Source organism: Kribbella sp. NPDC004138 (assembly GCF_053603655.1).
This window is the reverse complement of record NZ_JBSGFZ010000020.1, coordinates 85,282-110,417: the sequence shown is the minus strand read 5'-3', so window position 1 is coordinate 110,417 and position 25,136 is coordinate 85,282. Positions and strand designations below refer to the sequence as shown.

At 70.1% G+C, this 25,136-nt stretch carries 27 protein-coding genes; 9 read left to right on the top strand and 18 right to left on the bottom strand.

Annotation, left to right across the window (positions count from 1 at the left end):
- Positions 1–75: 75 nt before the first annotated feature.
- Together ACWEOO_RS27000 and ACWEOO_RS26995 are read right to left on the bottom strand one after the other, a co-directional pair.
- A complete protein-coding gene (locus ACWEOO_RS27000) occupies positions 76–1,674 on the bottom strand; it encodes an ABC transporter permease (RefSeq protein ID WP_452145404.1) in 1,599 nt (532 codons plus the stop codon).
- Positions 1,671–2,585, bottom strand: a complete 915-nt coding sequence (locus ACWEOO_RS26995) for an ABC transporter ATP-binding protein (protein WP_452145403.1) — start codon at positions 2,583–2,585, stop codon at positions 1,671–1,673. Before ACWEOO_RS26995 ends, ACWEOO_RS27000 begins: the two co-directional genes overlap by 4 nt.
- 91 nt (positions 2,586–2,676) lie before the next feature.
- Between ACWEOO_RS26995 and ACWEOO_RS26990 the strand changes: the two genes are divergently transcribed.
- On the top strand, positions 2,677–3,180 hold the full coding sequence (locus tag ACWEOO_RS26990) for a GbsR/MarR family transcriptional regulator (RefSeq protein WP_452145402.1): 504 nt from the start codon (positions 2,677–2,679) through the stop codon (positions 3,178–3,180).
- Between the two features lie 164 nt (positions 3,181–3,344).
- A complete protein-coding gene (locus ACWEOO_RS26985; protein ID WP_452145401.1) occupies positions 3,345–4,268 on the top strand; it encodes a type IV toxin-antitoxin system AbiEi family antitoxin domain-containing protein in 924 nt (307 codons plus the stop codon).
- 82 nt (positions 4,269–4,350) lie between these two features.
- Here the strand turns inward: ACWEOO_RS26985 and ACWEOO_RS26980 are convergent, their stop codons facing one another.
- Entirely contained in the window at positions 4,351–5,010 is a 660-nt protein-coding gene (locus ACWEOO_RS26980; protein WP_452145400.1) for an NBR1-Ig-like domain-containing protein, read from the bottom strand.
- A gap of 186 nt (positions 5,011–5,196) precedes the next feature.
- Between ACWEOO_RS26980 and ACWEOO_RS26975 the strand changes: the two genes are divergently transcribed.
- Complete coding sequence (locus ACWEOO_RS26975; protein ID WP_452145399.1) at positions 5,197–5,655, top strand: CHAP domain-containing protein; 459 nt, start codon at positions 5,197–5,199, stop codon at positions 5,653–5,655.
- Between the two features lie 75 nt (positions 5,656–5,730).
- On the top strand, positions 5,731–6,423 hold the full coding sequence (locus tag ACWEOO_RS26970; RefSeq protein WP_452145398.1) for a CHAP domain-containing protein: 693 nt from the start codon (positions 5,731–5,733) through the stop codon (positions 6,421–6,423).
- Between the two features lie 39 nt (positions 6,424–6,462).
- Here the strand turns inward: ACWEOO_RS26970 and ACWEOO_RS26965 are convergent, their stop codons facing one another.
- Both ACWEOO_RS26965 and ACWEOO_RS26960 read right to left on the bottom strand, forming a co-directional pair.
- A complete protein-coding gene (locus ACWEOO_RS26965; protein ID WP_452145397.1) occupies positions 6,463–7,185 on the bottom strand; it encodes an alpha/beta fold hydrolase in 723 nt (240 codons plus the stop codon).
- Positions 7,186–7,214: 29 nt separating this feature from the next.
- Positions 7,215–8,264, bottom strand: a complete 1,050-nt coding sequence (locus tag ACWEOO_RS26960) for a LacI family DNA-binding transcriptional regulator (RefSeq protein ID WP_452145396.1) — start codon at positions 8,262–8,264, stop codon at positions 7,215–7,217.
- Between the two features lie 135 nt (positions 8,265–8,399).
- Between ACWEOO_RS26960 and ACWEOO_RS26955 the strand changes: the two genes are divergently transcribed.
- From ACWEOO_RS26955 to ACWEOO_RS26945, 3 genes are read left to right on the top strand one after another with little or no spacing between them, the layout of a single operon-like run.
- The gene (locus tag ACWEOO_RS26955) at positions 8,400–9,302 is read left to right on the top strand and encodes a carbohydrate ABC transporter permease (protein ID WP_452145395.1); all 903 of its coding nucleotides are present in this window, start codon (positions 8,400–8,402) and stop codon (positions 9,300–9,302) included.
- 10 nt (positions 9,303–9,312) lie between these two features.
- Positions 9,313–10,197: a carbohydrate ABC transporter permease gene (locus tag ACWEOO_RS26950; RefSeq protein WP_452145394.1), complete on the top strand. Its 885-nt coding sequence runs from the start codon at positions 9,313–9,315 to the stop codon at positions 10,195–10,197.
- A gap of 13 nt (positions 10,198–10,210) precedes the next feature.
- Positions 10,211–11,509 carry an extracellular solute-binding protein gene (locus ACWEOO_RS26945; protein WP_452145393.1) on the top strand — a complete coding sequence of 433 codons (1,299 nt, stop codon included), beginning with the start codon at positions 10,211–10,213 and terminating at the stop codon, positions 11,507–11,509.
- 8 nt (positions 11,510–11,517) lie between these two features.
- Here ACWEOO_RS26945 and egtD read toward each other — a convergent pair whose 3' ends face one another.
- From egtD to ACWEOO_RS26905, 8 genes are all read right to left on the bottom strand, one after another.
- Complete coding sequence (egtD, locus tag ACWEOO_RS26940; RefSeq protein ID WP_452145392.1) at positions 11,518–12,483, bottom strand: L-histidine N(alpha)-methyltransferase; 966 nt, start codon at positions 12,481–12,483, stop codon at positions 11,518–11,520.
- Positions 12,480–13,241: an ergothioneine biosynthesis protein EgtC gene (gene egtC / locus ACWEOO_RS26935; RefSeq protein ID WP_452145391.1), complete on the bottom strand. Its 762-nt coding sequence runs from the start codon at positions 13,239–13,241 to the stop codon at positions 12,480–12,482. Before egtC ends, egtD begins: the two co-directional genes overlap by 4 nt.
- Positions 13,241–14,578 carry an ergothioneine biosynthesis protein EgtB gene (gene egtB, locus ACWEOO_RS26930; protein WP_452145390.1) on the bottom strand — a complete coding sequence of 446 codons (1,338 nt, stop codon included), beginning with the start codon at positions 14,576–14,578 and terminating at the stop codon, positions 13,241–13,243. Before egtB ends, egtC begins: the two co-directional genes overlap by 1 nt.
- The gene (locus ACWEOO_RS26925; RefSeq protein ID WP_452145389.1) at positions 14,575–15,795 is read right to left on the bottom strand and encodes a glutamate-cysteine ligase family protein; all 1,221 of its coding nucleotides are present in this window, start codon (positions 15,793–15,795) and stop codon (positions 14,575–14,577) included. The genes egtB and ACWEOO_RS26925 overlap by 4 nt, the downstream gene beginning before the upstream one ends.
- A 159-nt stretch (positions 15,796–15,954) precedes the next feature.
- Positions 15,955–16,608, bottom strand: a complete 654-nt coding sequence (locus tag ACWEOO_RS26920) for a (2Fe-2S)-binding protein (RefSeq protein ID WP_452145388.1) — start codon at positions 16,606–16,608, stop codon at positions 15,955–15,957.
- Entirely contained in the window at positions 16,605–17,378 is a 774-nt protein-coding gene (locus tag ACWEOO_RS26915) for an ABC transporter ATP-binding protein (RefSeq protein WP_452145387.1), read from the bottom strand. Before ACWEOO_RS26915 ends, ACWEOO_RS26920 begins: the two co-directional genes overlap by 4 nt.
- Positions 17,378–18,415 carry a FecCD family ABC transporter permease gene (locus ACWEOO_RS26910; RefSeq protein WP_452145386.1) on the bottom strand — a complete coding sequence of 346 codons (1,038 nt, stop codon included), beginning with the start codon at positions 18,413–18,415 and terminating at the stop codon, positions 17,378–17,380. Before ACWEOO_RS26910 ends, ACWEOO_RS26915 begins: the two co-directional genes overlap by 1 nt.
- Positions 18,412–19,428 carry a FecCD family ABC transporter permease gene (locus ACWEOO_RS26905; RefSeq protein ID WP_452145385.1) on the bottom strand — a complete coding sequence of 339 codons (1,017 nt, stop codon included), beginning with the start codon at positions 19,426–19,428 and terminating at the stop codon, positions 18,412–18,414. Before ACWEOO_RS26905 ends, ACWEOO_RS26910 begins: the two co-directional genes overlap by 4 nt.
- Positions 19,429–19,506: 78 nt before the next feature.
- On the opposite strand from ACWEOO_RS26905, the gene ACWEOO_RS26900 reads away from it, so the two are divergent.
- Positions 19,507–20,484 (top strand): ABC transporter substrate-binding protein, encoded by a 978-nt coding sequence (locus ACWEOO_RS26900; protein WP_452145384.1) that lies wholly within the window; start codon positions 19,507–19,509, stop codon positions 20,482–20,484.
- An 18-nt stretch (positions 20,485–20,502) separates the two neighbouring features.
- The gene (locus ACWEOO_RS26895; RefSeq protein ID WP_452145383.1) at positions 20,503–21,147 is read left to right on the top strand and encodes a hypothetical protein; all 645 of its coding nucleotides are present in this window, start codon (positions 20,503–20,505) and stop codon (positions 21,145–21,147) included.
- Here ACWEOO_RS26895 and ACWEOO_RS26890 read toward each other — a convergent pair.
- The 5 genes from ACWEOO_RS26890 to folP form a co-directional block, all read right to left on the bottom strand.
- A complete protein-coding gene (locus ACWEOO_RS26890; RefSeq protein WP_452145382.1) occupies positions 21,144–22,052 on the bottom strand; it encodes an alpha/beta hydrolase in 909 nt (302 codons plus the stop codon). The genes ACWEOO_RS26895 and ACWEOO_RS26890 overlap by 4 nt on opposite strands.
- A gap of 73 nt (positions 22,053–22,125) precedes the next feature.
- On the bottom strand, positions 22,126–22,743 hold the full coding sequence (locus ACWEOO_RS26885; protein ID WP_452145381.1) for a hypothetical protein: 618 nt from the start codon (positions 22,741–22,743) through the stop codon (positions 22,126–22,128).
- 1 nt (position 22,744) lies between these two features.
- Positions 22,745–23,446: a class III extradiol dioxygenase subunit B-like domain-containing protein gene (locus ACWEOO_RS26880; RefSeq protein ID WP_452145380.1), complete on the bottom strand. Its 702-nt coding sequence runs from the start codon at positions 23,444–23,446 to the stop codon at positions 22,745–22,747.
- A gap of 3 nt (positions 23,447–23,449) precedes the next feature.
- Entirely contained in the window at positions 23,450–24,175 is a 726-nt protein-coding gene (locus ACWEOO_RS26875; protein WP_452145379.1) for a pyrimidine reductase family protein, read from the bottom strand.
- Positions 24,175–25,056: a dihydropteroate synthase gene (folP, locus tag ACWEOO_RS26870; RefSeq protein WP_452145378.1), complete on the bottom strand. Its 882-nt coding sequence runs from the start codon at positions 25,054–25,056 to the stop codon at positions 24,175–24,177. Before folP ends, ACWEOO_RS26875 begins: the two co-directional genes overlap by 1 nt.
- Positions 25,057–25,136: the final 80 nt, after the last annotated feature.

Sequence of the window (25,136 nt, the reverse complement as noted above, 5' to 3'; positions counted from 1 at the left end):
CGTAAACAGGCCCGCCCGGCGAGGTGCCGGGCGGGCCCGTGGGCGCTGGACCCCTCAGACCAGCGCGATCCGGATTCAGCCGATGTCGCGGCGGCGGAACGTGACGAAGCCGGTCAGCGTGAGTGCGGCGGCGATTGCGGTCAGCCAGAGCACCGGCATGGCGGAGAACTCACCGCCGGGCAGCCGCGGCGTGTGACCGTACGGGCTGAGGTCGATCATCCATTGCGGCAGGTTGAACAGCTCGCCGAACTGACCGATCAGCAAGAACAGGCCGTACAGCGCCCACCCGCCGGTCACCAGCTTCGGCGCCAGGCCGAACAGGAGGACGACCAGCCCGGTCACCAGCCAGATTGCCGGCAGTTGTACGGCGGCACCGGCGAGCATCCGCGGTACCTGACGGCCCATGTTGCCGAGCGACGCACCGCTCGAGACGCCGGACCCCAGACCGGCGACGAGGATCAGTACTGCGGTGCCGAACAGCGCCATCACGACGTGACTCCCGAGCCACTGCGCCCGGGTGACACCGGTCGCCAGCAGCGGCTCGGCCCGCAGCGCGGTCTCCTCCGACCGGAGCCGGAGGGCCGCCTGGATCCCGAACGCCGACGCCAGCAGCCCCATGATGCCCAGCTCGGTCGCCAGGAACGCGTCGGTGATGCCCTCCACGCCGCCGAGCTTCTGCACCATCTCCTTCGCGCTGTCGCTGGTGACGAACCCGTCGACGTTGCTGGCGATGTTGCCGACCAGCAGACCGAGCAGCAGGAACCCGAAACCCCACGCGAACAGCGACCCCCGATGCAGCCGCCAGGCCAGTGCGAGCGGCGAACGCAACGACGCGGCACCGCGCGGCGGTCCGGGACGCGGCCGCACCAGACCGGCGCCGACGTCGCGCCGCTGGATCAGCGCGATCGCCGCCGCGACCATCAGCGCCAGGAACACGACTGGCAGCAGCAGGACGACCCACCGGTCACCGGCGTACGCACGGACTTGCTGGGACCACCCGATCGGCGACAGCCACGACACCCACTGCGTGCTGCCGTCGGCCGACGAGTCGCCGATCGCCCGCAGTACGTACGACACACCGAGCACGATCGCCGTCAGCCCGTTCGCGGCCCGGGCGCTCTCGGTGACCTGTGCCGTCACCGCGCCGACACCCGCGAACGCCAGTCCGGCCGCGGCCCACATCAGCCCGAACGCGAACGAGCCCTTCGTGTCCAGGCCGCTCCCCATCAACGAGAGCGCGGTCAACAGGCCGAGCACGATCGCGGTTCCCCCGGAAACGACCAGCGCGGCGGCGAGAGCGGCGTACCGACCGAGGACGCCGGCGCTCAGCAACTCCAGCCGCCCGGACTCTTCCTCGCTCCGGCTGTGCCGGACGACGAGCATGCCGCCGAGCAGCCCGACCAGGAGCGCGCCGAATGCGGTGAGCTTGAACAGCGAGACCTCACCGAGCGACGACTCGTCGAAGATCCGGCCGTAGAGCGACACCAGGGCCGGCGACGCGTTCGACGTCCGAGCGGCCTCGACCAGCGCGTTCTGATCGGAGTACAGGTCGATGGACGCCTTCGCCGACCCGGCCGCCGACATCACGAACACGACGATCCAGATCGGGATCAGGATCCGGTCCCGGCGCAGCGCGAGCCGGACCAGCGTCCCGGTACCGACGAAGTCGTTCATCGCACGGCCGCCTCAGGCTCGAGGTCGCCGTCGTAGTGTCGCAGGAACAGCTCTTCCAGCGTCGGCGGCTGCGCCACCAGGCTCTTGATGCCGCTCGCCGACAGCTGCCGCATCACCGCGTCGAGCTGGGCGGTGTCCACCTCGCACCGCACCCGGTTGCCCTCGACGTCGAGGTCGTGGACGCCGGGGAGCTGGGCCAGTCCGTTCGGCGATGCGGTCAGCTCGGCGTGGATCGACGTCCGGGTGAGATGCCGCAGGTCGGACAACGTGCCGGTCTCGACCACCTTGCCGCGGCGGATGATGCTGATCCGGTCGCACAGCGCCTCGACCTCGGACAGGATGTGGCTCGACAGCAGGACAGTGCGGTCGCCGTCGCGGGCGCGCTCCTCTTCGATGACCTGCCGGAAGACCTCCTCCATCAGCGGGTCCAGGCCGGAGGTCGGCTCGTCCAGGATCAGCAGCTCGACGTCGCTCGCCAGCGCGGCGACCAGGGCGACCTTCTGCCGGTTGCCCTTCGAGTACGTCCGGCCCTTCTTGGTCGGGTCGAGGTCGAACCGGCGCAGCAGGTCGTCGCGCTTCTTCTCGTCCAGCCCGCCGCGGAGCCGGCCGAGCAGGTCGATCACCTCGCCGCCGGTCAGGTTCGGCCACAGGTTCACGTCACCGGGCACGTACGCCAGCCGCCGGTGCAGCTTGGCCGCGTCGTGCCACGGGTCCCCGCCGAGCAGCGAGACATCTCCGGCATCACCGCGCAGCAGACCGAGCAGGACGCGGATGGTGGTGGACTTCCCGGCGCCGTTCGGCCCCAGGAAGCCGTGCACCTCACCGGTCGCGACCTCCAGGTCGAGACCGTCGAGGGCGTGCGTACTCCCGTACGACTTGTGCAGTCCGGAGACCACGATGGCTGATGTCATGATTCGTAACGTACACTTCATTCAGAAATTTGTGAATCTTCCTAACGCGTTTCTGACACGTCAGGCGGCCCGGGGAGGAGATGATGGGTCCGTGAGCGCAGAGCGAGACGACGACGCCGTCCGGCGGTACACCGAGCAGTTCGGCAACCTGCTCGCCGAGACGGGCTGGCCGCGGATGGCGGCCAGGGTGTTCGCCGCGATCCTGTCCAGCGAGACCGGACGAATGACGGCCGCCGAGCTGTCCGACCAGCTGCAGGCGAGCCCTGCCGCCGTGTCCGGGGCGGTCAACTACCTGCTGCAGCTGCGCCTGGCGACCCGCGAGCGCGAGCCCGGCAGCCGCCGCGACGTGTACGTCGTCCAGGACGACGCCTGGTACCAGACGATGATGACCGAGAACGCCTCCCTGATCCGCTGGTCCGACTCCCTGCGCAAGGTTCTCGACGCCTCCGGCGACGGCACCGACGCCCACTACCGGATCCGCATCTCGCTGGGCTTCATCGACTTCATCGGCGAAGAGGTCAAGGGCCTCAGCGAACGCTGGATCAAACGCAAGGCCGAACTCGACGCCGAGATCGCCGCGGACTACGACCGCTAGAGCCACCGCCCGGACCTGAGACCAGAAGATGCAGCTTGAGACCTGCTCTGTCAGCTCCCAGGTAGCAAGTGCAGGTCCCAGGTAGCAACTGCAGGTCCCAGGTGTTGTCCACAGGTGGCGAGGACGGGCGTCCGTCAGGGTGCCGAGGGCGGCATGTTGTTGGTGTGAATCCGAGATTGAGAAGGCTGGTGACGGCGCGGGGCGGGTGGTTCTCGCGGGCGAACGCGCTGGACGCCGGGTACAGCGCCGGTGAGCTCCGTCTGCGTGTGCGGCGAGGGCACTGGTTGCGCCTCTCGCGGGACGTGTACGTCGATCCGCTCGAATGGCCGGCGGACGAGGCGCCCTGGGAGCGGGCGCAACGCATGCATGTCCTCACCGCACGGGCCGTCGCCGGCCGGATGGGCCCTGACGCGGTGGTCAGTCACCAGTCGGCCGCAGTACTTCACGGGCTCCCGACCTGGGGACTGGACCTGAGCCGGATCCACGTCACCCGCCCCGCCAAGCGGACACGGTCCGACAAGATCACGACGGTCCATCGTTCCCCCATCGGCGCCGAGGAGATCACGCAGGTCGACGACATCCGGGTCACCAGCCCGGCGCGGTCGATCGTCGAGACGGCCTGCGCCACGTCGTACGAGGTCGGCGTGGTGCTGGCCGACGCCGCCCTGCACCTCGAGCTGACTACGCCGGACGAACTCATCGCTGCGGCGGACCGGCACAAACACTGGCCAGGGTCGCCGCGCGCCAAGGCAGCCGCGCTGTTCGCCGACGGGCTCAGCGAGTCGGTGGGCGAGTCGCGGACCCGGGTACTGATGGCGAACGCCGGGATTCCCGCCCCGCGGCTCCAGGTGGAGATCCGCGATCAGGACGGCCGGTTGATCGCCCGAGTCGACTTCCTGCTGTTCCGCAATCGCATCGTCGAGTTCGACGGAGCGCAGAAGTACGGGGCCGACGCGCAGACCGTGATCGCCGAGAAGTGGCGAGAGGACCGCCTGCGGGCGCTCGGGTACGAGATGGTCCGGGTCGGCTGGACCGACCTGAATCACCCATGCACCACTGCCGCCCGCATCGCCGGAGATCACACCTGAGACGACCAATGGCATCCGGAGACCTGATATTCCAGGTCTCCGGATGCCATAGCCGGGCTCCGCATGCCACTTCGCGGACCAACTACAGCTCGTAGACGGTGAAGATGGTGCAGTAGAGGGGCGGGGACTCCAGGCCGGGGTAGTAGAGGCGGCCGGCGTCGTCGGTGAGTTTGAAGTACGCCGTGGAGGCGCCGACCTGGCACGGGGCTTGGAGGGACATCGCGACCGTGACGATGTCGCCCGGTTCGGCGTCGGGGACCGGGGCGCGGTTCGGGGAGCGGAGCCAGCCGGGGGTGCCGGCGGCGCCTTGGCGGGTGAGCCAGCGGTCGCGCCAGGGGCGTTCGCCACTGTTGCGGATCATCCAGGTCTTCTCGAAGACCTGCTCCCGGCACACCTGGGTCCCGTCCGGCACGGTCTCCCCCACCAGTTCAGCCCGATCGTCCGGGTGGTGGTCGATCGGTACGGATCCGCCGAGCAGCACCGGCTGCACGTGGCGGCGCATGTCCCGCTGCGACATGTCCCGGCCCGCGCGGACGGCGGCGTCGAGCTCCATCAGCTGATTGACCAGCGCCTGGTTCGCCCCGAAAGAGTCGTCGTACCACTCGATGAGCTCGCGGCTCGGCTTGGTGTGACCGCGCTCGACCCGGGAGAGGTGGCCTTTGTCCCAGCCGGACTCGGCGGCCGCCCGGGTCAACGGCATCCCGGCAGCCTCGCGCAGCTCGCGCATGCGCGCTCCGATCACGTATCGAGCCTGGGCTGGGCGCACGGCGCACTCTCCGCTCTCGCCGTCACTTATCTACACAAAGTACCAAACCGCAGTGATTCAGTTCCGTTGCCCACTGCGACAATCCGATCACGCTCTGATTGTCTGCACAAAGGAAGGGATTCTCCAAGACAACAGGCAGTTCAGAGCGAAAGGGTTTCCACCATGTTCAAGCGTCTGATCGCCACCGCCGCACTGGCCACACTGCCCCTGACGGGCGCCACCCTCCCCGCGACCGCCGCCGCCGCGGCGCCGGTCGCCGCCACCACGGTCGCGCCGCAGTCGCGGGCCGACGACGCGATCGCCTGGTTCGCCGCCCGGAACGGCTCCACCGCGTACCAGGGCTACTGCGAGAAGGCCGTCGAGAACTCGTACGGAAGGACCGGCGTCTACGCGTCGGCCATCGCCAACTGGAACGACGCCGTACGCCGGGGCGCCGCGCACCGCGGCGACCTGAACCCGCCGAAGGGCGCCCTGGTGTTCTGGAACATCAGCTCCTACGGCCATGTCGGGCTGGCCACCGGTGACGGCAACTTCTGGGCCACCAGCGTCAGCGGCGCGATCGGCAAGCGGAGCCTGCCGTACTTCTCCAACTACCTCGGCTGGGCGCAGCCCAACTTCTGAGCCCTTGTTGCCCACTGCGACAACACCGTCACGGTTTGATTCCCTGCGAGTACAACTCCAGAAGGGATCACCACCATGCGTACCGCCCTCATGCGCATCACCGCCCGCCTTTCTGCCATGACCCTGCTCGCCGGTGCCGCCGTCCTCGGCACCGGCGTGCTCCCGGCCAGCGCCGCGACCGGGACCGTGGACACCGACAGCAACACCGGTGTCGCCATCCGGTCCGGCAACGCGACCAGCTTCGGCTCGGTCGGCAACCAGCCGGACGGCCCGGTCGAGATCGACTGTCAGCTCTACGGCGAGCCGGTCACCGGCAAGTTCGGCCGCAGCCTGATCTGGGACCACATCCCCGGCAAGGGCTTCATCACCGACGCGTACGTCAATACCGGCAGCAGCGGTCTGGTCGCGCCGCTGTGCACCAGCAACCCGCGGGCCGACAAGGCCGTCGCCTGGTACGCCGCCCGCAACGGGTCGACCGCCTTCCAGGGGTACTGCGAGATGGCCGCCGAGAACTCGTACGGGAAGACCGGGATCTGGGCCTCGGCGATCGCCGACTGGAACGACGCCGTGGCCCGCGGCGCCGCCCACCGCGGCGATCTGAACCCGCCGAAGGGCGCTCTGGTCTTCTGGAACATCAGCGCCTACGGCCACGTCGGAGTCGCCAAGGGCGACGGCACGTTCTGGGCCACCAGCGTCAGCGGCGCGATCGGCACGCGCGCGCTGCCGTACTTCTCCAACTACCTCGGCTGGGCCTGGCCGAACTTCTGATCTGCCCCTCGCGCAGCACCCGGACGCGTGTCCCGCCCCTCACGCGTCCGGGTGCTCGATCCTGTCCAGCCAGTCCTCGACCAGCGCGCGATACACGGCCGCGCCGGGGCCGGGCAGGAAGTGGTCCTCCTGATCCAGTACGGCGAACGTCGCGCGCGGGTAGTCCTCGATGATCGCCCACGCGTCGGCGTACCCGGCCGTGGTGTCCTGCCGGCCCGTCACGACCAGCGTCGGCCGCTCGAAGCGGATCGACGGATCCTCCCGCAGGCCGTACGTCGAGACGTCTCCCTGGATCCGCCCGAGAAAGGCGAGGTCCGCCGACGCCTCGGCCGCGCCGTAGTACCGGTGCTGACGCTCGCGTGCCGTGGACGGGCGCAGGTGCTCGTCCGTCGGGAGCGTGCGGCGGGAGCGGTCGATGACGATGCCCGGTGCTCTCAGCAACAATCCGAGGACGCGGGACGGGTCGCGTCTGACGATCCCGCGGGCGTGCAGGCCGCCGGCCGACGTACCGGCGAGCGCGAACGGTTCGGCACCGGCGAGCGAGTCGATCAGCCCGGCGATGGACGACAGCATGCCGTCCTGGTCGGTGATCGACGGGTCGGCCGGGGACCGGCCGGTGCCCGGTGGGTCGACGTAGATCCGGCGCCAGCCGGGGCGTGCCTCGAAGATCGGCTCGTGGACATCGCGGGCCTCACCGGCGTCGCCACCCCAGCTGGGCAGGAAGAAGATCGGCCGGCCGCTGCCGAAGCTCTCGTAGTACACACCGCGACCCTAGCCAGGACGGCGGCGACTCATCGAGCTTTTCTGTCGGCAGCAGAAGGCGGCCGCTCGCCCGACCCGCGCTCGATCAACGCGCACGGCAGCACGATCCGCTGCGGTGGACGGGTGTCCGTGCCCGACGCGCGATCGAGCAGCAACCGCGCCGCACTGCGGCCGAGCTCGGCGATGTCGGAGGCAACGACCGTGACCGGTGTCGGCAGCATGTCGGCCAGCCGGAAGTCGTCGAACCCGACCACCGCGGGCTCCGGGCCGCTCAGCTCGCCCAGCGCGCGCAGTACACCTTCGGCGAGGAAGTTCGTCGACGCGAAGATCGCGGTCGGCGGATCGGGGCGCAGCATCACCTCACGGGTCGCCTTCTCCGCGGCCTCCGCGTTGCCCTCGGGCAGTTGGATGACGAGCGACTCGTCGACGTCGATCCCGGCCGAGCGGTGCGCCCGCCGGAACCCGCGCAACCGGCGCCCGATCGTGTAGTACGACGGGGCGAGCAGGATCGCGATCCGCTGGTGGCCCTGCTGCAGCAGGTGCTCGGCCGCCAGCCGCCCGCCGCCCTCGTTGTCGACCATCACGATGTCCGCGTCGATCCCGGTCGCCGGGCGGTCGACGAACACCACCGGCACGCCGGCGCCCTGCAGGAACGCGTGGTCGCCCTGGTCGGGCACGATCATCAGACCGGCTACTTGCCGGCTGACCAGCTCCTGGATGGCCCGCTTCTCACCTTCGGGGTCCTCGTCGACGCTGCCGAGCACCACGGCGAACCCGGACTGCCCGGCGACCTCGAGCGACGCCTTCGCGATGCTCGCGTAGAACGGGTTGGTCAGGTCGCCCAGGACCAGGGCGAGCGAGGTCGACTTCTTGCCCGGCCGGAGCGCCCTGGCCACCTCGTTGCGCTGGAACCCGAGCTCGTCGATCGCGGCCCGGACCCGCTCCGCGGTCTCGTCACGGACGCCGTGCCCGCCGTTGACCACGCGTGACACCGTGCCGAGGCCGACACCGGCCCGCCGGGCGACGTCGATCATCGTCGGCCGGGGAGCCTCCGGCTGGCTTGGAAACGTTTCGGACACGGGGTTGACTTCCTTTTCACGACACGGCATCGTCACCCAACAGTAAAACGTTGGAAACGTTACCGTCCAGGAGGCCGGGTGAATTCAGTCTCTGCCGGCGGATCCGCTACCCGAAGGCGCACGACCCGTGGTGGCATGAGCCGCAATGCCGGCTCCGACGTGAAGGCCGCGTACCTGTTCATCGCACCCGCGATGATCGGGTTTCTGGTCTTCGTGGGGTATCCGCTGATCCGATCGTTCTATCTCGCGCTGACGAAGTACAACGGGTTGACCGACCCGGTCTTCGTTGGCCTGGGCAACTTCCGCCGGCTGTTCACGACCGACCCGGCGTTCTGGCCGGCGCTGCGGGCGACCGGCTATCTGGTGCTGCTCTATGTCCCGTTGTCACTGGTCCTCGGCCTGGCGCTGGCGATGTTCCTCAACCAGCGGTTCGCCGGGGTGCGGGTGGTCCGCACGCTGGCGTACCTGCCGGTGGTGCTGCCGGCCGTCGCGACGATCACGCTGTGGAAGTTCATCCTCGATCCGCAGGTCGGGCTGATGAACACGATCCTCGACCGGCTCGGCCTGCCGACGAGCCTGTGGCTGCAGAGCTCGACGATGTCGATGCCTTCCGTGGTGCTGGTGATGCTGTGGGGCGTCGGCGGGACGATGATCATCTTCCTGGCCGCGCTGCAGGCGGTCCCGACCGAGCTGTACGAGGCCGCCAAGGTCGACGGCGCCGGGCCGTGGTCGGTGTTCTACCGGATCACGCTCCCGGTGATCAGCCCGATCATGCTGCTGCAGGTGATCCTGCAGACCACCGCGGCGCTGCAGACGTTCAACCAGCCGAAGATCCTGACCAACGGCGGACCGGGGTTCAGCACGAAGGTGCTGATGCTGTCGATCTACGAGAACGGCTTCCCGACCCTGGGCAAGATCCCGCAGCTCGGCTACGCCTCGGCGCAGGTGTGGGTGCTGTTCGTGATCATCATCGCCGTGATCGCCCTGACCGCGAAGTTCTCCTCGCTCTGGACGTACAGTGACAACACTCCCGACTGAAGCTCCCCCGGTGACGGCGCCCGCCATCCAGGCCGCCCCACCGCCGAAGAAGAAGCCGCGCCTGGTCGGTACCACCGCCTGGTACGTCGTCGCGTTGTTCATCTGCGCGGTGATGATCGTGCCGCTGCTGTGGATGATCACGATCGGCCTGAAGAGCCGGACCGCGGTGTTCGACATCCCGCCGAGGCTGCTCCCGCACGAGTTCCAGTGGAGCAACTTCGTCAAGGGGCCGCAGGCGATCCACTTCCCCCGGCTGTTCCTCAACTCGCTCGTCATCACCGCTCTCAGCGTGTTCGGTGGCGTGCTGACCGCGATGATGGCGGGTTACGCGCTGGCCAGGTTGCGATTCCCTGGCCGCAAGACGTGGTTCTACCTGTTCGTCGGCAGCATGCTGCTGCCGGGCGTGGTCGGGCTGATCCCGTTGTTCCAGCTCTACAAGAGCATCGGCTGGTACGACACCTGGCTGCCGCTGATCGTGCCTGCGTTCCTCGGCGGGAACCCGCTGTTCATCTTCCTGGCCCGGCAGTACTTCCTGGCCATCCCGTACTCGATCGACGAGGCGGCCAAGATCGACGGCGCCGGCCACCTGCGGATCTTCGTCAGCGTGATGCTGCCGTTGACCCGGCCGGCCTGGCTGACGATGGCGATCCTCGCGTTCCAGGCGTCCTGGAACGACTACCTGAACCCGCTGGTCTACCTGTACTCGTCCGGCAAATGGCCGCTGTCGGTCGGGATGGCGTCCTTCATCTCCCCGTTCGCCGGGAAGACGCCGGACTGGAGCTACTACATGGCCACCAACCTGCTGTACATGCTGCCGCCGCTGATCATCTTCTTCGCCGCGCAGCGCTACTTCATCCAGGGCCTCGGCGCTCTCGGCAGCACGAACCAGAAATAGAGGGAGAATCCTTGTGAAGAGGACATCGGTTGTGACCGCGCTGGCGTGCGCGGGGTTGCTCGCGGCAACGGGCTGCAGCGGGTCGGACTCCGGCGGCTCGAGCGACGGCCCGGTCACCGTGACCGTGATGACGTGGGAGTCGGCCGAGACGAACGCCGCGATCAAGAAGGCGCTGGCGGACTTCAAGGACGACAACGTCACGGTCCAGCTGCTCGACACCCCGAGCGGTCAGTACGGCGACAAGCTGGCGTCGCTGACCCAGGCGAAGAAGCTGCCCGACCTGTTCTGGTGTGGCAACGACACCGAGCAGCAGTACACGTCGCAGGGCCTGCTGGTCGACTGGGCGGACAAGATCCAGAACGGCGACGGCGACTTCAAGGCCGACAAGTTCGTCCCGTCCGCGATGGAGAACTGGAAGACCGCCGACGGCCAGATGGGCGGCCTGCCGTCGCTGATGAACACGTACGGCGTCTGGTACAACGCCGACGCGTTCACCGCGGCCGGGCTGCCGCTGCCGAAGGCCGGCTGGACGTGGGACGAGATGTACGCCGCGGCCGCGAAGCTGGCGAACAAGAACGGCGCGAAGTACGGCCTGATCGCCGACCAGCTGACCGGTCCGGACGGGCCGTTCACGATGAGCATGTACTCGGTCTCGGCGGGCGGCGCGCCGTTCACCGACAACGTGAACCACCCGACGAAGGCCGAGGCCGACGACAAGTACAAGGAAGGCGTCGAGAAGCTGACCGCCGCGATCAAGAACGGATCGGTCGCGCCGCCCGGGTACGACGCGGCGAACGTGCAGTCGCTGTTCGCGGCCGGCAAGATCCCGATGACGTTCGGCGGGCAGTGGCTGGCGGCCGGGTTCCAGACCGACAAGCCGAAGATCAAGTACGGGTTCGCGCCGTTCCCGCAGGTGCAGACTGCGACCACGCTGTACGACTCGGTCGGGATCTGCACGCCGCAGTACACCAAGGACCAGGACGCGACGTTCAAGGTGCTGCAGTACCTCAACACCAAGGTGTGGGACGCCGTCCTGCCGGCCTCGCCGGTCGCGCCGCCGGCGTACACCCCGGCCCAGACCAGCTACTTCGACGCGCTGACGAAGGCGCAGCAGACCACGGTCGTCGACACGGTCAAGGCCGACCTGGCAGCCGAGAAGACGGTCGGCGTCCGCTTCACCACCCAGTGGGCCCAGCAGGTCGGCGACCTGACCACGGCCAACTACCAGCCCATCCTGAGCGGCAAGAAGCCGATCACCGACCTGCCGGCCTACGTCGACAAGATCAACGGATTGATCAAGCAAGGCAGCTAGCAGGCCAGCTAGACAGCCTGCCAGAGTGACAACGCGAAGCGGGCTTCGCCGTCGGTCCACCATGCGGCCGGGGTGAAGCCCGCTTTGTCGAGCTCGGCCTCGACGCCGGAGCGGTGGAACTTGGCGGAGATCTCGGTGCTGATCTCCTCGCCCTCGTCGAACGTGACCTCGAGGTGGATCTCCGGGATCAGCACCCGCAGCGCGCGGGTGGCGCGCAGGTGCATCTCGATCCACTCGTTGTCCGCGTCCCAGATCGCCACGTGCTCGAAGGCGTCCACGTCGAAGTCCGCGCCGAGCTGCCGGTTGATCACCCGCAGCACGTTCTTGTTGAACTCGGCGGTGACGCCGGCCGCGTCGTCGTACGCCGCGACCAGCGTGGCGGGGTTCTTCACGAGGTCGGTGCCGAGCAGCAGCGACTCGCCCGGCTCGAGCACCTCGCGGACCGACCGGTAGAACGCCTCGCGCTCGGCCGGGATCAGGTTGCCGATCGTGCCGCCGAGGAACGCGACCACCCGCGGCGGCTCGCCCGGCAGCTTGTCGAGGTGGGCGGTGAAGTCGCCGACCACACCGTGGACCTTGAGGCCCGCGTAGTCGGCGTTGATGGCGTCGGCGGCGTCCCGCAGCGCGGACTCCGAGACGTCGAGCGGGACGAACGACGTGAGCGTGCCGTGGTCGCGGAGCCCGTCGAGCAGCAGCCGGGTCTTCTCCGACGACCCGGACCCGAGCTCGACCAGCGTGTGCGCGCCGGTGATCGCCGCGATCTCCCCGGCGCGCGCTTGCAGGATCTCCCGCTCCGCGCGGGTCGGGTAGTACTCCGGCAGACGCGTGATCTCCTCGAACAGCTCACTCCCCCGCGCGTCGTAGAACCACTTCGGCGGCAACCACTTGGGCGTGGCCGTCAGCCCTGCCCGAACGTCCTCCCGCAAAGCCCGAGCGGCGTAGTCCGGCGTCAGATGTACGTCTATGAGGGTCACGCTTGTCCTTCCATGCTGGTGATCTGCACTGTGGTGGCGGTGGCCACGAGAAGCGAGCGGTCCGGTACGGCGGTCCAGTCGCCCGCGCCGAACGGCTCGGAGGCGACGGTCACGGAGTCGGCGGCCCGGCGTACGTGCAGGGAGTGGGTCCAGGCGGTGGCGACGAGTTGTTCGCCGTCGGTGAGCAGAATGTTCAGCCGCGATCCCGGCGCGAGCGTGTCCACCTCGTGCACGACCGCGGCGATCGCGTCCGCCGGAGGCACACCCTCCGCGAGCCGATGGGTGATCAGGGCCCACAGGAACACCGAGTCGATCGGCGCGCTGAGGCTCAGCAGGTCGGCGACCGGTAACTGCTCGGCCAGCTTGAGCGTCACCTCCGGCCAGCCGGGGATGCGCCCGTTGTGGCTGAACAGCCAGTGGTCCGAGGCGAACGGCGCGACCGCGGACTGACCGTACGGCATGCCGACGGTCCCGTTCCGGACGGCGGCCAGGACGGCGCCGGACCGGATCGTGCCGGCCAGGCCGGGCAGGTTCTCGTCGGTCCAGATCGGTACGTCGCGCCGGTAGCGCACCGGCCCGCCGGACACGGCCGCGTCCCCTTCGGGATACCAGCCGATGCCGAAGCCGTCGGCGTTGACCGATCCGCCGCCGCGCATGTCCGCCGGCGCCCAGCTCTGCTCGTAGAGCGAATGCTCCGGCTCCAGCACCAGCGAGGCGAGTGTGACGGGCGGACCCAGGTAGGCCAGGTGGCGGCACATCAGGCGTGCAGCTCCTCGGGACGCGGGTCGCGCGCGCACCGGAAGCCGGCGAAGATCTGCCGGCGGATCGGGTAGTCCCAGTTCCGGAAGGTGCCGCGGGCAACGACCTCGTCGGTGCCGAACGAGCCGCCGCGGAGCACCTTGTAGTCCGGCCCGAAGAAGACCAGCGAGTACTCGTCGTACGGCCAGGCGCGGAACCCCGGGTAGCCGTGGAAGTCGCTCGACGTCCATTCCCACAGATCGCCGATCAGCTGCTCCACGCCCAGCGGCGAAGCACCTGCCGGGTACGCGCCGACCGGGGCCGGTCGTAGGTGCCGCTGCCCCAGGTTCGCGTGCTGCGGACCCGGCGACTCGTCACCCCAGGGGAACCGCCGGGTCCGGCCGCTCTCAGGGTCGAACCGGGCCGCGAACTCCCACTCCTCCTCGGTCGGCAACCGCTTCCCGGCCCACTTCGCATACGCCTCCGCCTCGTAGAAGCAGACGTGCATGACCGGCTCGTCCAGCGGCAGCAGCTCCCGGTGCCCGAAGCGCAGCCGCCACCACTCGCCGTCGGCCTGCGACCAGAACCGCGGCGCGACCAGCGACGCCTGCCGGACGTGCGCCCACCCGGCCTCCGACCACCACCGCGGATCGGAGTACCCGCCGCCGAGCACGAACCGCAGGTAGTCCCCGTTCGTCACCGGCACCGTGTCGATCACGAACGGCTGCACGTGGACGGCGTGCGCGGGCCGCTCGTTGTCGAGCGCCCACGGCTCGATCGACGTCCCCATCTCGAACACGCCGCCCGGCACGAACACCTCGGCCGACGGCAACCGCCGACCCGCGGGAGGCGGCGGCGCGTCCAGCACCGGAGCGCCCTCGCGGAGCTGGTGCGTGGCCAGCATCGTCTCGTCGTGCTGCTGCTCGTGCTGCGCGATCATGCCGAACGCGAACGCGTTGTCGACGAGCTCCCGGCCGTTGTCGAACTTCACGTGGTCGAGCACGTCCAGCACCTTGTCGCGCACTTCGTTCACGTAGACGCGGGTCTCGGCCGGCCCGAGCAGCGGCAGCGACGGGCGGTCGGCGCGCGCGTGCTGGAACGCGTCGTACAGCTCGTCGATGTCCTGGCGCAGCGGCTCGCGGCCGCCGACGTCACGGACCAGCCAGAGCTCCTCCTGGTTGCCGACGTGCGCGTAGTCCCAGACCAGCGGCGACATGAGTCTGGAGTGCTGCTTGACCAGGTCGTCGGTGTCGACCGCCTCGGTCAGCTGGACCGTCCGCGCCCGCGAGCGCTCGAGCTGTTCACCGACGAACGCCCGCAGGCCTTCGGGCGACAGGTCGGACAGTTGGTGATTCATGAAGCTCGCCTTCCGTGGGTGGTGTCGACGATGCGCTGCAGCCGGGTCGCGACGGCAGCGACGAGATCGGGATCCGCGCCGGTCCGGTCCATGACCTCGGTGCCCAGCGCGACCACGGCGCGCGCGGCGCGCAGGACCAAGGAGTCCTTCAGGCCTTCGCGGGCCGCCGGGAACCAGCGCCCGGCGGCAGGCTCGGCCGCGGCCAGCACCTGGTCGATCGGAGCCGACATCAGCGCGGTGAGCAGCAGGGTCGGGGCGATCCACCCGTCGCCTGGCTGCGCGTCGAGGTAGCGCACCTCGAGATACCCGCGCGGGCGGACCGGCGGGAAGAGTGTGGACAGGTGGTAGTCGAGGTCGTCGTACGTCGGTCTGTCGCCGGGCAGCTGTCCGTCCGCCCACGCTCCGAACGTCAGCCCGGTCGGTGCGTCCCAGGTGTCGCCCCGCCGCAGGCAGAGCACCGGCGCCTCCATGGCCGTCCGGGCCCAGGCCGCGGCCGGGTCGGCGTCGAGCGGCGGCGGCTCGGTGAACGGGGCGCAGGTGCCGAAGGTCGCCTGCGTGCGGGCCGAGGCCCAGCCGGTGTCCGCGCCCGCCCGGCGCCGGGAGTTGGCGAACAGGCCGACCAGCGCGGGGCCGAGATCGTGCAGCGCGCGCCAGCGCAGTGCGGTCTGGTCCGTCTCGCCGGCATCGAGGCAGATCTGCAGCCCGGCGGTGCTGCACATCATCCGCGGCCCGTGCGGCCCGAGCCGCTGGAAGGCGTGTTCCATCGCGGCGTACCGCGGGACGGTGAGGATGCGGCGCGGCGTGCGGAAGGGGTCCAGGCCGTGGTCGCCCGGAACGAGGTCCGCGTCCAGCAGAAGGGCCGTCAGCTCGGCGGCGTCGGCGGCGGTGTCCTCGATCAGCCGCGGGACCGAGTCCGCCGCGGGGCCGGAGATCTCCACCTGGCCACCCGGCTCCACGGTGACCAGAGCGCCCCGGCTCAGCGGCAGCTGCGGACTGCCTCGCACCAGGGTCGCCGGGGCGTGCACGCCCAGGGCCTTGCTCAGTCGGCCGGCGTCGAGCGGCCGGTGCGGGTCATCCGCGTGATGCACCGTCCACTCCAGCTCGACGCCGAACAGTCGTGGTGGACCGTGCTTGAAACAGACCATCGCGACGTAACCCTCCGCCTCGGCCCGGGAGCCGATCGGGGTCGTCGCCGGAGAACCACCGGACGAGGTCACGTCAGCGAACCTAGCTCCGGGTCCAGGGCTGGACAACCGACCGGAAATTACCCGTCGGTGACGTCTGGGGTGCGTACGGACTCATGCCGAGCATGCTTCCCGAGGCCACCGACACTTTCCGGCCGGATCCGGACAACCTCGCGATCCGGAGGTTCGCTCTCAGCGAAACCGGGGGCAGGTGGTGCAGGCGGTCACGTTCGGCAACACGTAGAAGTAGCAGCAGGACGTCCGCAGCTTCTCCTCCAGCGACACTCCGAACGCCGCCGCGGCCCGGTCGGCGTACGGCGCGTCCTCCGGTAGCCGGATCGCCGCCCGCACCTCGTCGTCCGCCGCCCCGAACCGCTGCAACGACCCCAGCTTGACCCCGGGACGGTAGGAGTCGAGGAACGCGCTGACGTGAGCCTTGTGCTGTGCTGCAGCTTCCTCGACCGGCACGACCACGTCGGACAGTAGCGCCACCTCAGCCGGGTAGTGCGCCACCGGGTGCCGCTTGAACGCCAGGGCCGCCGGTGAAACCTCAGGCGAGAAACCTGTCGCCGCCCCGGTGACCCCGGCGACCAGAGACGGCACCTGGAGGTACCACATCAGCGTGAACATGGCCGCGACCTGCACCGGCGGCTCGATCCCGTAGTCCCGCGCGTAGTCGGCTGCGGCAGCCGACCGCCACGCCAGCGTCGGGTCGCCGCCGGCCTCCTGTTCCGCGATCAGCTCCGCACACGAGACCCAGCCCGGGCCACGCGCCGCCGTACTCACGGACAGCCAGCTGACCGAGTCAGCCAGCACGCCCGCCAGACGGCTCACGGTGCAGGTCATCCAGCCAGCCTACGATCCGGTACGACGACCGGTGCGCCGCCGACCTCGACAACAGTCGCCTTCAAGCCGAACACCTCGGCCAGCAAGTCCGCGGTCAGTACGTCGACCGGACGGCCCTGCGCGGCGATCCGCCCGTCCCCCATCACGACCAGGTGGTCGGCGTACTGCGCTGCGAGCGTCAGGTCGTGCAGCACAGCCACGACGGTCCGTCCGGTCGTGGCGGCGGCGTGGACCACGTTCATCACGTCCACGGCATGCGCGAGGTCGAGGTACGTCGTCGGCTCGTCCAGCAGCAGGTGCTGTGTCCCCTGCGCGAGCACCATCGCGATCCACACCCGCTGACGCTGACCACCGGACAGCTGGTCGACCGGCCGGTCACGGAGCTCTGTCAGCTCAACTGCCCGCAGTGCGTCGTTGATCGCGGCATCGTCATCACTGGTGAGCCTCCCGAACAGACCGCGATGCGGATGCCGTCCACGCGACACCAGCTCGGCAGCGGTGATCCCCTCCGGTGTGACCGGTCCTTGCGGCAGGACACCGAGCTTGCGGGCAAGTTCGCGCGCAGGCAGTTGGTGGATGTCCTTGCCGTCCAGCAGCACACGCCCGCTCTGTGGAGCGAGCAGTCTGCTCATCCCACGCAGCAGGGTCGACTTGCCGGACCCGTTCGGCCCGACAACCGCAGTCAGCTGACCGGACGGCACCTCCAGCGTCAGGCCGTCGACCACCGGCATATCAGCGTCGTACGCGAGGGTCAGGTTCTCGACGTGCACTAGCGTCCCTTCTGCTGGCGACCGATGAGGTGAAGCAGGTACGGCGCTCCGCACGCGGCGGTGACCACGCCGACAGGCAACTCGTACGGGCCGACGTGCGCCCAGTGCAGCCCGTTCCGCGCCAACAGGTCGGCGAGGACGACGAACAGCGCGCCGAGCATCGCCGTGGTCAGCAACGGCGGCCGTTCCGTCCGGGTGAGCCGCAGCGCGACCTGCGGCGCCACCAGCGCGACGAACGCGATCGGACCGGCGCCCGCGGTCGCCATCGCGGCCAGCACCGTCGCGATCACCAGCAACGCCAGCCGGATCCGCGCCAACCGGACGCCGAGCGACGACGCCACGTCGTCACCGAGCACCAGCGCGGACAGATCCCGGTTGAACATCATTGTCACCGGCAACAACAGCACGACGGCGATCAGCACCGGGATCGCGTCGCTCCAGGTACGTGCGTTCAACGATCCGGCCAGCCAGGCGGCGGCCCGGCCCGCGTCGTTCACGTCACCGACCACCAGCAGCCAGGCGACGAGCGAGTTCGCCGCGGCCGCGACGCCGACGCCGATCAGCACCACCCTGCCCGCGTCCACCACGCCGCGCTGGACCGACAGCGCGCCGACGACCAGCGTCGCGAGCAATCCGCCGAGAACAGCCGCCAACGGGATCCCGACCTTGGCCGCGACGCCGGAGATGTTGCCGCCGCCGGTCCCGGCGAGCACGATCACGGCGACCGCCCCGGCGGACGCGCCCGAGTTCACGCCGACGATGTCCGGGCTGGCGAGGGGGTTGCGCGACAGGGTCTGCAACAGGGCACCCGACACCGCGAACGCCATGCCGACCAGCAGTCCGGTCGCAACGCGCGGCAGACGTAGCTCCAGCACCACAAGCCGGGTGCCGCGCCGGCCGCCACCGAGGAGTACCTCGACCACGTCGGCGAGCGGGAGCTTCGTCGTACCCACGCTCAGCGAGACCAGCGCGACCGCGACCGCGAGCGCCGCGAACAGGATGCTGAGGACGACCGTCCGTGATCTCACAGATTTCACAGCGCCACCGCCCGGCGGCGTACGACGAGGACGAACATCGGAGCGCCGACGATGCCGAGGACGACGCCTGCCTGGACCTCGCCTGCGCCGCCGACGAGACGGCCGACGAGGTCCGCGAGCACCAGTGCGGTCGCCCCGATGACGCCCGCGGCGGGGATCAGCCAGCTGTTGCGGGCGCCGAAGATCCGGCGCGCGACGTGGCCGGCCAGCAGGCCGAGGAACCCGATCGGACCACACGCCGCGACACCGGCGGCGGTCAGCAGGCCGATCGCTGCCAGTCCGACGAGCCGGGCCCGGCGCACGGACAGGCCGAGGCCTGTCGCCACGTCGTCGCCGAGGGCAAGCAGGTCGAGGTCACGGGCGTTGACAGCGGCGAGCAGCAGGCCGACAACGGCGAACGGCAGCACCTGAGCGGCGACATCCAGCCCGCGGCCGGCGACCGATCCGACCGCCCAGAACCGATAGCTGTCGAGGGTGTCGGCGTCGAGGAGAACGACGGCTGAGATGAGCGCGCCGAGCAGTGCAGCGACCGCTGCACCGGTCAGCGCCAGGCCGACGGGCGTGGCGCCCGAGCCGCGGGAGGCCAGTTGCTGTACGGCGAAGGTGGCGATCAGTGCGCCGATCAGCGCGACCCAGACGGTCGACGACACCGACTCGACCAGGCCGAGCTGGAGTCCGAGCACCACGGCGAACGCCGCGCCGGAGCTCACGCCGAAGATGCCCGGCTCGGCCAGCGCGTTTCTGGTGTGGCCTTGCATCAACGCGCCGGCGATCCCGAGACAGAGCCCGATCAGGACCGCAACCACCGTGCGTGGGAATCGCAGGCTGCGCACGATCACGTCCGCGTCCGACCCGGAGTTCGCAGCGAGGGCGTGCCAGACCGCCCCCGGTCCGAGCCAGCGCGAGCCGAGCGCGAGGCTCGCGGCGAACGCGAGCACCAGGACGACGACCAGGGCGAGGAGCGCCGCGGTACGCCGGACGGCCAGGCTCGCAGTGGGAGCGGCGGAGGACATATGGTTAGGTTTACCTTACTTCGCTGAGGTCGTGAGTCACCCTATCCCGTTGCCTGATCCGGTTGCTTGGAGACGTCTGTGCGCCTGCCCCGCATCACCGCCCTGCTCGCTGTCACCGCACTCGCCCTCACCGCCTGCGGCGGGTCCCAGGACGAGGACTCCCCGGACGCCGCCGGCGCGTCCGACGGGTTCCCGCGCACCATCGAGCACGCGATGGGCAGCACCGAGATCCCGGCGAAACCGAAGCGGGTGGTCGCACTCGACGCCAGCTTCGTCGACGCCACGCTGATCCTCGACACGCCGGTTGTAGGCTACACGGAGTACCGCAGCATCAAGGGCAGCCTGCCGGACTACCTCGGCGACGACCGGACGACGTACGGCTCCGAGGCGCAGGCGGTCGGCACGCTCGCCGAGCCGAACCTGGAGAAGATCGCCGAGCTGAATCCGGACCTGATCGTCACCGCGAAGGTCCGGCACGAGAAGCAGTACGAGCAGCTGTCCAAGATCGCGCCGACGATCATGTCCGAGACCACCGGCCCGACCTGGAAGGACAACATCCGGCTGGAGGCCAAGGCGCTCGGTCAGGAGGCGCTCGCCGAGCAGGAGATCACGGCGTACGAGAAGGCGGCCAAGACCGTCGGCGACGCGATCAACGCCAAGGCGGGCAACCCGACGATCTCGGTCACCCGGTTCGTCGACGGCCCGACCCGGCTGTACCAGAAGAAGAGCTTCTCCGGCATCGTCATGCAGGACGCCGGCCTGGCCCGCCCGAAGTCGCAGGACGTCGACGACTTCGCGCTGGAGATCAGCCCGGAGCGGATCAAGGACGCCGACGCGGACGCGATCTTCGTCACCGTGTACGCCGACGAGAAGGGCCTCGGCCAGAAGACCGCCGCCCAGTTCAAGGCGAACCCGCTGTGGAAGCCGCTGGCCCCCAAGGTCCACGAGGTCTCCGACACCACCTGGATGACCGGCGTCGGCCTCCAGGGCGCCTGGGCCATCCTCACCGACCTCGCCCAGACCTTCGACGTCCCGGCCCCGGCGAAGGCGAGCTGACCGATTAGTGTCGGGGGTATGACGGCTCTCGCGCGGTGGCACGTTGGTCCGTGGACTGCCCGGGGGACGCGGGCCGGTGAGGCGACGGTGCCGGGGCGGCGGCGGACGGCTGACGAGCTGAACTTCGACGTGGTCGGGCTGGCGCGGATTCTCGGGCGGCGGTTGTCGGGGCGGGACGAGTTGCAGGTCCGGCTCTGGCAGAACGAGTTGCGGCCGACGCACACGCGGATGTGCGGCGTCCACACGCTCGCGGATCCGGACAACGCCCGCCTGCTGCACGACACGGCCCAGGAGGCGCTCGCCTGGTTGGGAGAGCGCGCGCCGGCTGGGTACGAGTTCGTTCTCACGGACGCGGTCGAGCTGCGGCCGCGCCTCGACCTGTCCGCCGACGTGATCGCCGTCGACGCGGTCGTGCAGCTCGCCGACCGCCCTCTCGCTGCCGCACGGCTGGCGACGGCCCACGTACGCCGTTCCGCCACGGATGACTGGTACGCCGGGGACGCGGTGTGCAACTGGTCCGGCCCGCACGCCACGTCCGACGACGCGGTCGCCGCAGTAGGAGCTGCCCGCGACGAACTGGTGGAACAACTACGTGCCGCGGGCCGCGACGACCTGGCCGCGACCGCGGACCGCTGGCCTGCCGTGCCGATCGAGTCGGCCTAAGCGGCTGGACTGGTCGGGGCTGGTCTCGGGGTCAGGTGTTTCTGGAGGAAGGCGAGTTCGGCCTCGACGACCTGTTCGTGGGCGTCGAGGAAGGGTGCGTAGTGGTTGCCGGGCACCTGGAGGACGTCGGCGTTCGGGGTGCTCGCGGCGGCTTTCAGCGTCGGCGCTGCCAGGGCTGACTGGTCGTCGGCGCACACGACGTACAGCATCGGGCAGCGGGCATCAGGCGCGTACTTCAGCGGACGGTAGAGCGCGGCCGGGAACACAGACCGAGCAGCGATCGCCTGCTGCCACTCGGGATAGCGGTTGTCCGGGTTGAGGGTCGCGTTGCTCAGTTGGGCGTCGGGGGTGTTGAGAAGCGCCACCGTGCCGGGCGGCCCGGCGAGATCCACCAGGCGAGGTGGCCGGCCGAAGAGACCGCCGGCCAGGTCGAGCAGGCTGCGGCCGATCAGCCGGAGCGCGCTGCCGGGCGTCTGGTAGCGCGAGGCGTTGCGCGTCACGGTCGGGCCGTCGACGTTGGCGGACTGGGCGATCGCGGCGGCGATCCCGAGATCTTCCGAGGCGAGCTGCACGATGTATCCGCCGGGGAGTGAGAACGCCCAGATCGCCACCCGCTCGACACCCGGAAGCGTCTTGGCACAGGCGATCGCGGCGCGCCAGTCCGCCAGCTGATCGGACACCCGGGCGACCTGCCGCGGCTCACCCGCACTCTCGCCGAAGTTCCGGTGGTCGAACGCCAGGACGCCGAACCCGGCCGCGGCGAACCGCTCCGCGAACCGGTCCGTCCCTGGCTCCTTCGTGACGCCGAAACCGCCGGTCATCACCACACACCCGCCGTTGGCGCCCGGGTAGTGCCAGGCCGCGCACATGACCCCGCCACTCGTGAAGCTCACCTTCTCGCGCATAGCAGAAGTGAACCACGCGGTTCGCAAAACTGTCTACGCCTGCTCCTCGCTGTCTACGCCTGCTCCTCGCTGTCTACGCCCGCTCCTCGCGGTCGAGGGCGCGCACGAGCGCCGCGAAGCCGGCCTCGATCCCGGCCGCGTCGCCGCTCGTCCGCCACTCGATCAGGAAACCGCGCAGCGTCGCGAGGATCAGCTCGGCCACCTCGGTCCTGCGTTGCTCGTCCCAGTCCTCCGGGCACAGCGACAGCAACGCCGGCAGGTACTGACGCGAGGCCGACCGGGCGAGGTCGGCGTACCGCCCGGCGTCGTACATCGCGAGGCCGATCGCCTGGTCGAGCACCCACGACTCGGTGCCGATGAGCGTCGGCCACATCGAGCGCACCCGGTCCGCCAGCGACCGGCCGTCGCCCTCACCCGCCGCGACCACGGCACGGTCGATGCGGCGCTCGCGCAACTGCAGGACTGCCTGCGTGAGCAGGTCCTCGGGTCCGTCGAAGTGGTACAGCAGGACCTTGTGCGTCGTACCGGCCGCGCGGGCCGCCCGGCGCAGCGAGAAGTCGACGAGCCCGTTGGTCCCGAGCTCGTCGGCCACCTTGTCCAGCAGTTCGCGCCGCCGGGCCTCACCTCGGGGCGACTTCGCCGAGCGCCGATACCCGGCACGCTCCCCGGACGGCTCAGGTGAGTCGGTCATCTCAGGTGAAGCTCGCGACGAAGTACCCGACGCCGTACGGCGCTGCCTCGTAGCGGAGATCGCCCGCCAACGGCGTCCCCGCGAGGGCTCCGGCGAGCACCTGCCACGGCGCGCGGCCGGCGGCCTGCAACTCGCCGGCCAGGTCCGGGTCGAGGGCCTCGAGGACGTCGAGATCCTTGTGCTGCAGGGCTTTCGCGACCGTGGTGTCGAAGATCTCGGCGCGCGGATGCAGGTGCACCGGCGAGTGCTCGCTGCGGCGCGCCGAACCGTCGCCCATGACCAGCAGACCGACCCGATCGTTGCCGTCGGCAATCTCCCGGCCGAGCCGGACGCACTCGTCCGGTACGGCGTCCGTCGGCACGGCCCAGTACGTACGCGGCAGCGAAGCCGCCTTCGACTGCTCGAGCAACCAGCCACCGACCGCCAGCGACAACGGCAGAACCTCCGGCCCGGCGCCGAACCGCACCCCGGGCGCCCCGTAGGCCCCGAACGAGCCACCTGCGTCGGCGCCGTAGACCCGCGGAAAGACAGGGGTGCCGGCGGGGATCGAGCCGACGACCAGGACGGTGGTTGCTGTTGCGAGCGCTTCGATCGCGGTCAGGCAGGCGGCTCGGAGCGGATCGAGGTCGGGAGCGGCGCCGGAGGCCACCTCGGGGATCAGCAGCGGTGGGTGCGGGCAGACCGCGGCGGCAACGACGGGCACGGGTCAGGCCTCCCGGAGGTAGCGGAAGAACAGGTAGTCGTCGGAGGCAACCAGCCTCGAGCTCAGCTTCATCCGGCGGGTCAGCGTCGACGGCGGGCCGGCCGTGATGCGGCCTGATCCCGGCCCGGCCAGCAGCGGTGCCAGCGCCAGGCACAGCTCGTCGACCAGGTCGGCATGGGTCAGCGCACCCAGCAGATGCGGCCCGCCCTCGGACAGGATCTGCTGCAGCCCACGCCCGGAGAACTCCGCGACGACCGCCGGCAGGTCGACCTCGGCCGCTCCGAGGACGAGCACCTCGGCGACCTCCTCCAGCGCCTCCCGCCGGTCCGGCGGCGCGGCCGCGTGCGTCACGACGATCGGCCGGACGGCGGAGCTGAACACCGGGTTGACCGGACTCAGCTCGAGCCGCGAGGACACGATCGCGAGCGTCGGGTTCTCGGCGAGCCCGGCCGCGGTCCGCCACTCGCGGGCCTTCGCGGACAGCTTGAGCGGGTTGTAGCCCTCGTCGCGGATCGTCCCGGCGCCGACCAGGACGACGTCGGCGAGCCGCCGGATCATGCTGAACACCCGGCTGTCGGAGTCGCTCGACAGCGCCTTCGACCGCCCGTCGATCTCGACCGCGCCGTCCAGGCTGCTGACGAAGTTCGCGCGCAGGTGCGGCACGCTCCGGTCCGCGACCTCGTAGACCGCGATCAGTTCCTCGTCGCTGAGCTCGTCCAGCAGCCGCATCAGGCCAGGCTCCTTCGGGTTCCGGCGGGCTGTGCCGTGCCACGCAGTACGGCGATGAAGTCGAGGGCCTGCCGCGCGGCCGGGACGTCGTGCACGCGGAACACGCGGGCGCCGAGCCAGGCGGAGACGGTGAGCGCGGCGAGAGTCCCGTTGCCGCGCTGCCCCGGCGGCAGTTCGAGGGTCTCGCCGATGAAGTCCTTGTTCGACACCGCGACCAGCACCGGCCAGCCGGTCGCCGTGAGTTCGTCCAGGCGGCGGGTCAGCTCCAGCGACTGCAGCGTGTTCTTGCCGAAGTCGTGCGTCGGGTCGATCAGGATGCCGTCCCGCCGGACGCCCGCGGCGAGCGCCCGCTCCGCGAGTGAGGTCGTCGTACGGATCACGTCCGCGACCACGTCGTCGTACGCCATCCGGTGCGGGTCGGTGCGCGGCGAGAGACCGCCGACATGGCTGCAGACCAGGCCGGCACCGGCTTCGGCGGCGGCGTGCACCAGGTCGGGATCGGCGCCCGCCCAGGTGTCGTTGATCAGGTCCGCACCGGCCGCCGCGACCTGCCGGGCGACTCCGCTGCGGTAGGTGTCCACGCTGATCACGAGCGACGGGTGGCGGGCCCGGATACCGGCCACGAAGTCCACTGTCCGGCGCAGTTCCTCGTCCTCGCTGACCGGCTCGCCGTACCCGGCCTTCACACCGCCGATGTCGACCAGGTCGGCGCCCTCGGCGACCGCCTTGTCGATCGCCGCGTACGCCGCGTCGGTCGCGTAGGTCGCACCGCGGTCGAAGAACGAGTCCGGGGTCCGGTTGACGATCGCCATCAGCGCGAACTCGTCCACCCCGAACGACCGTTTGCCCAGCCGCAGCACTCCATCACGCACGTCCGCCACGCCACCGACTGTAACTGGCGGACCTGGGTCACTCACCAACCCCCGCGCCCTGCGCTGCTCGAGCGGGCGCGACGCCTTCA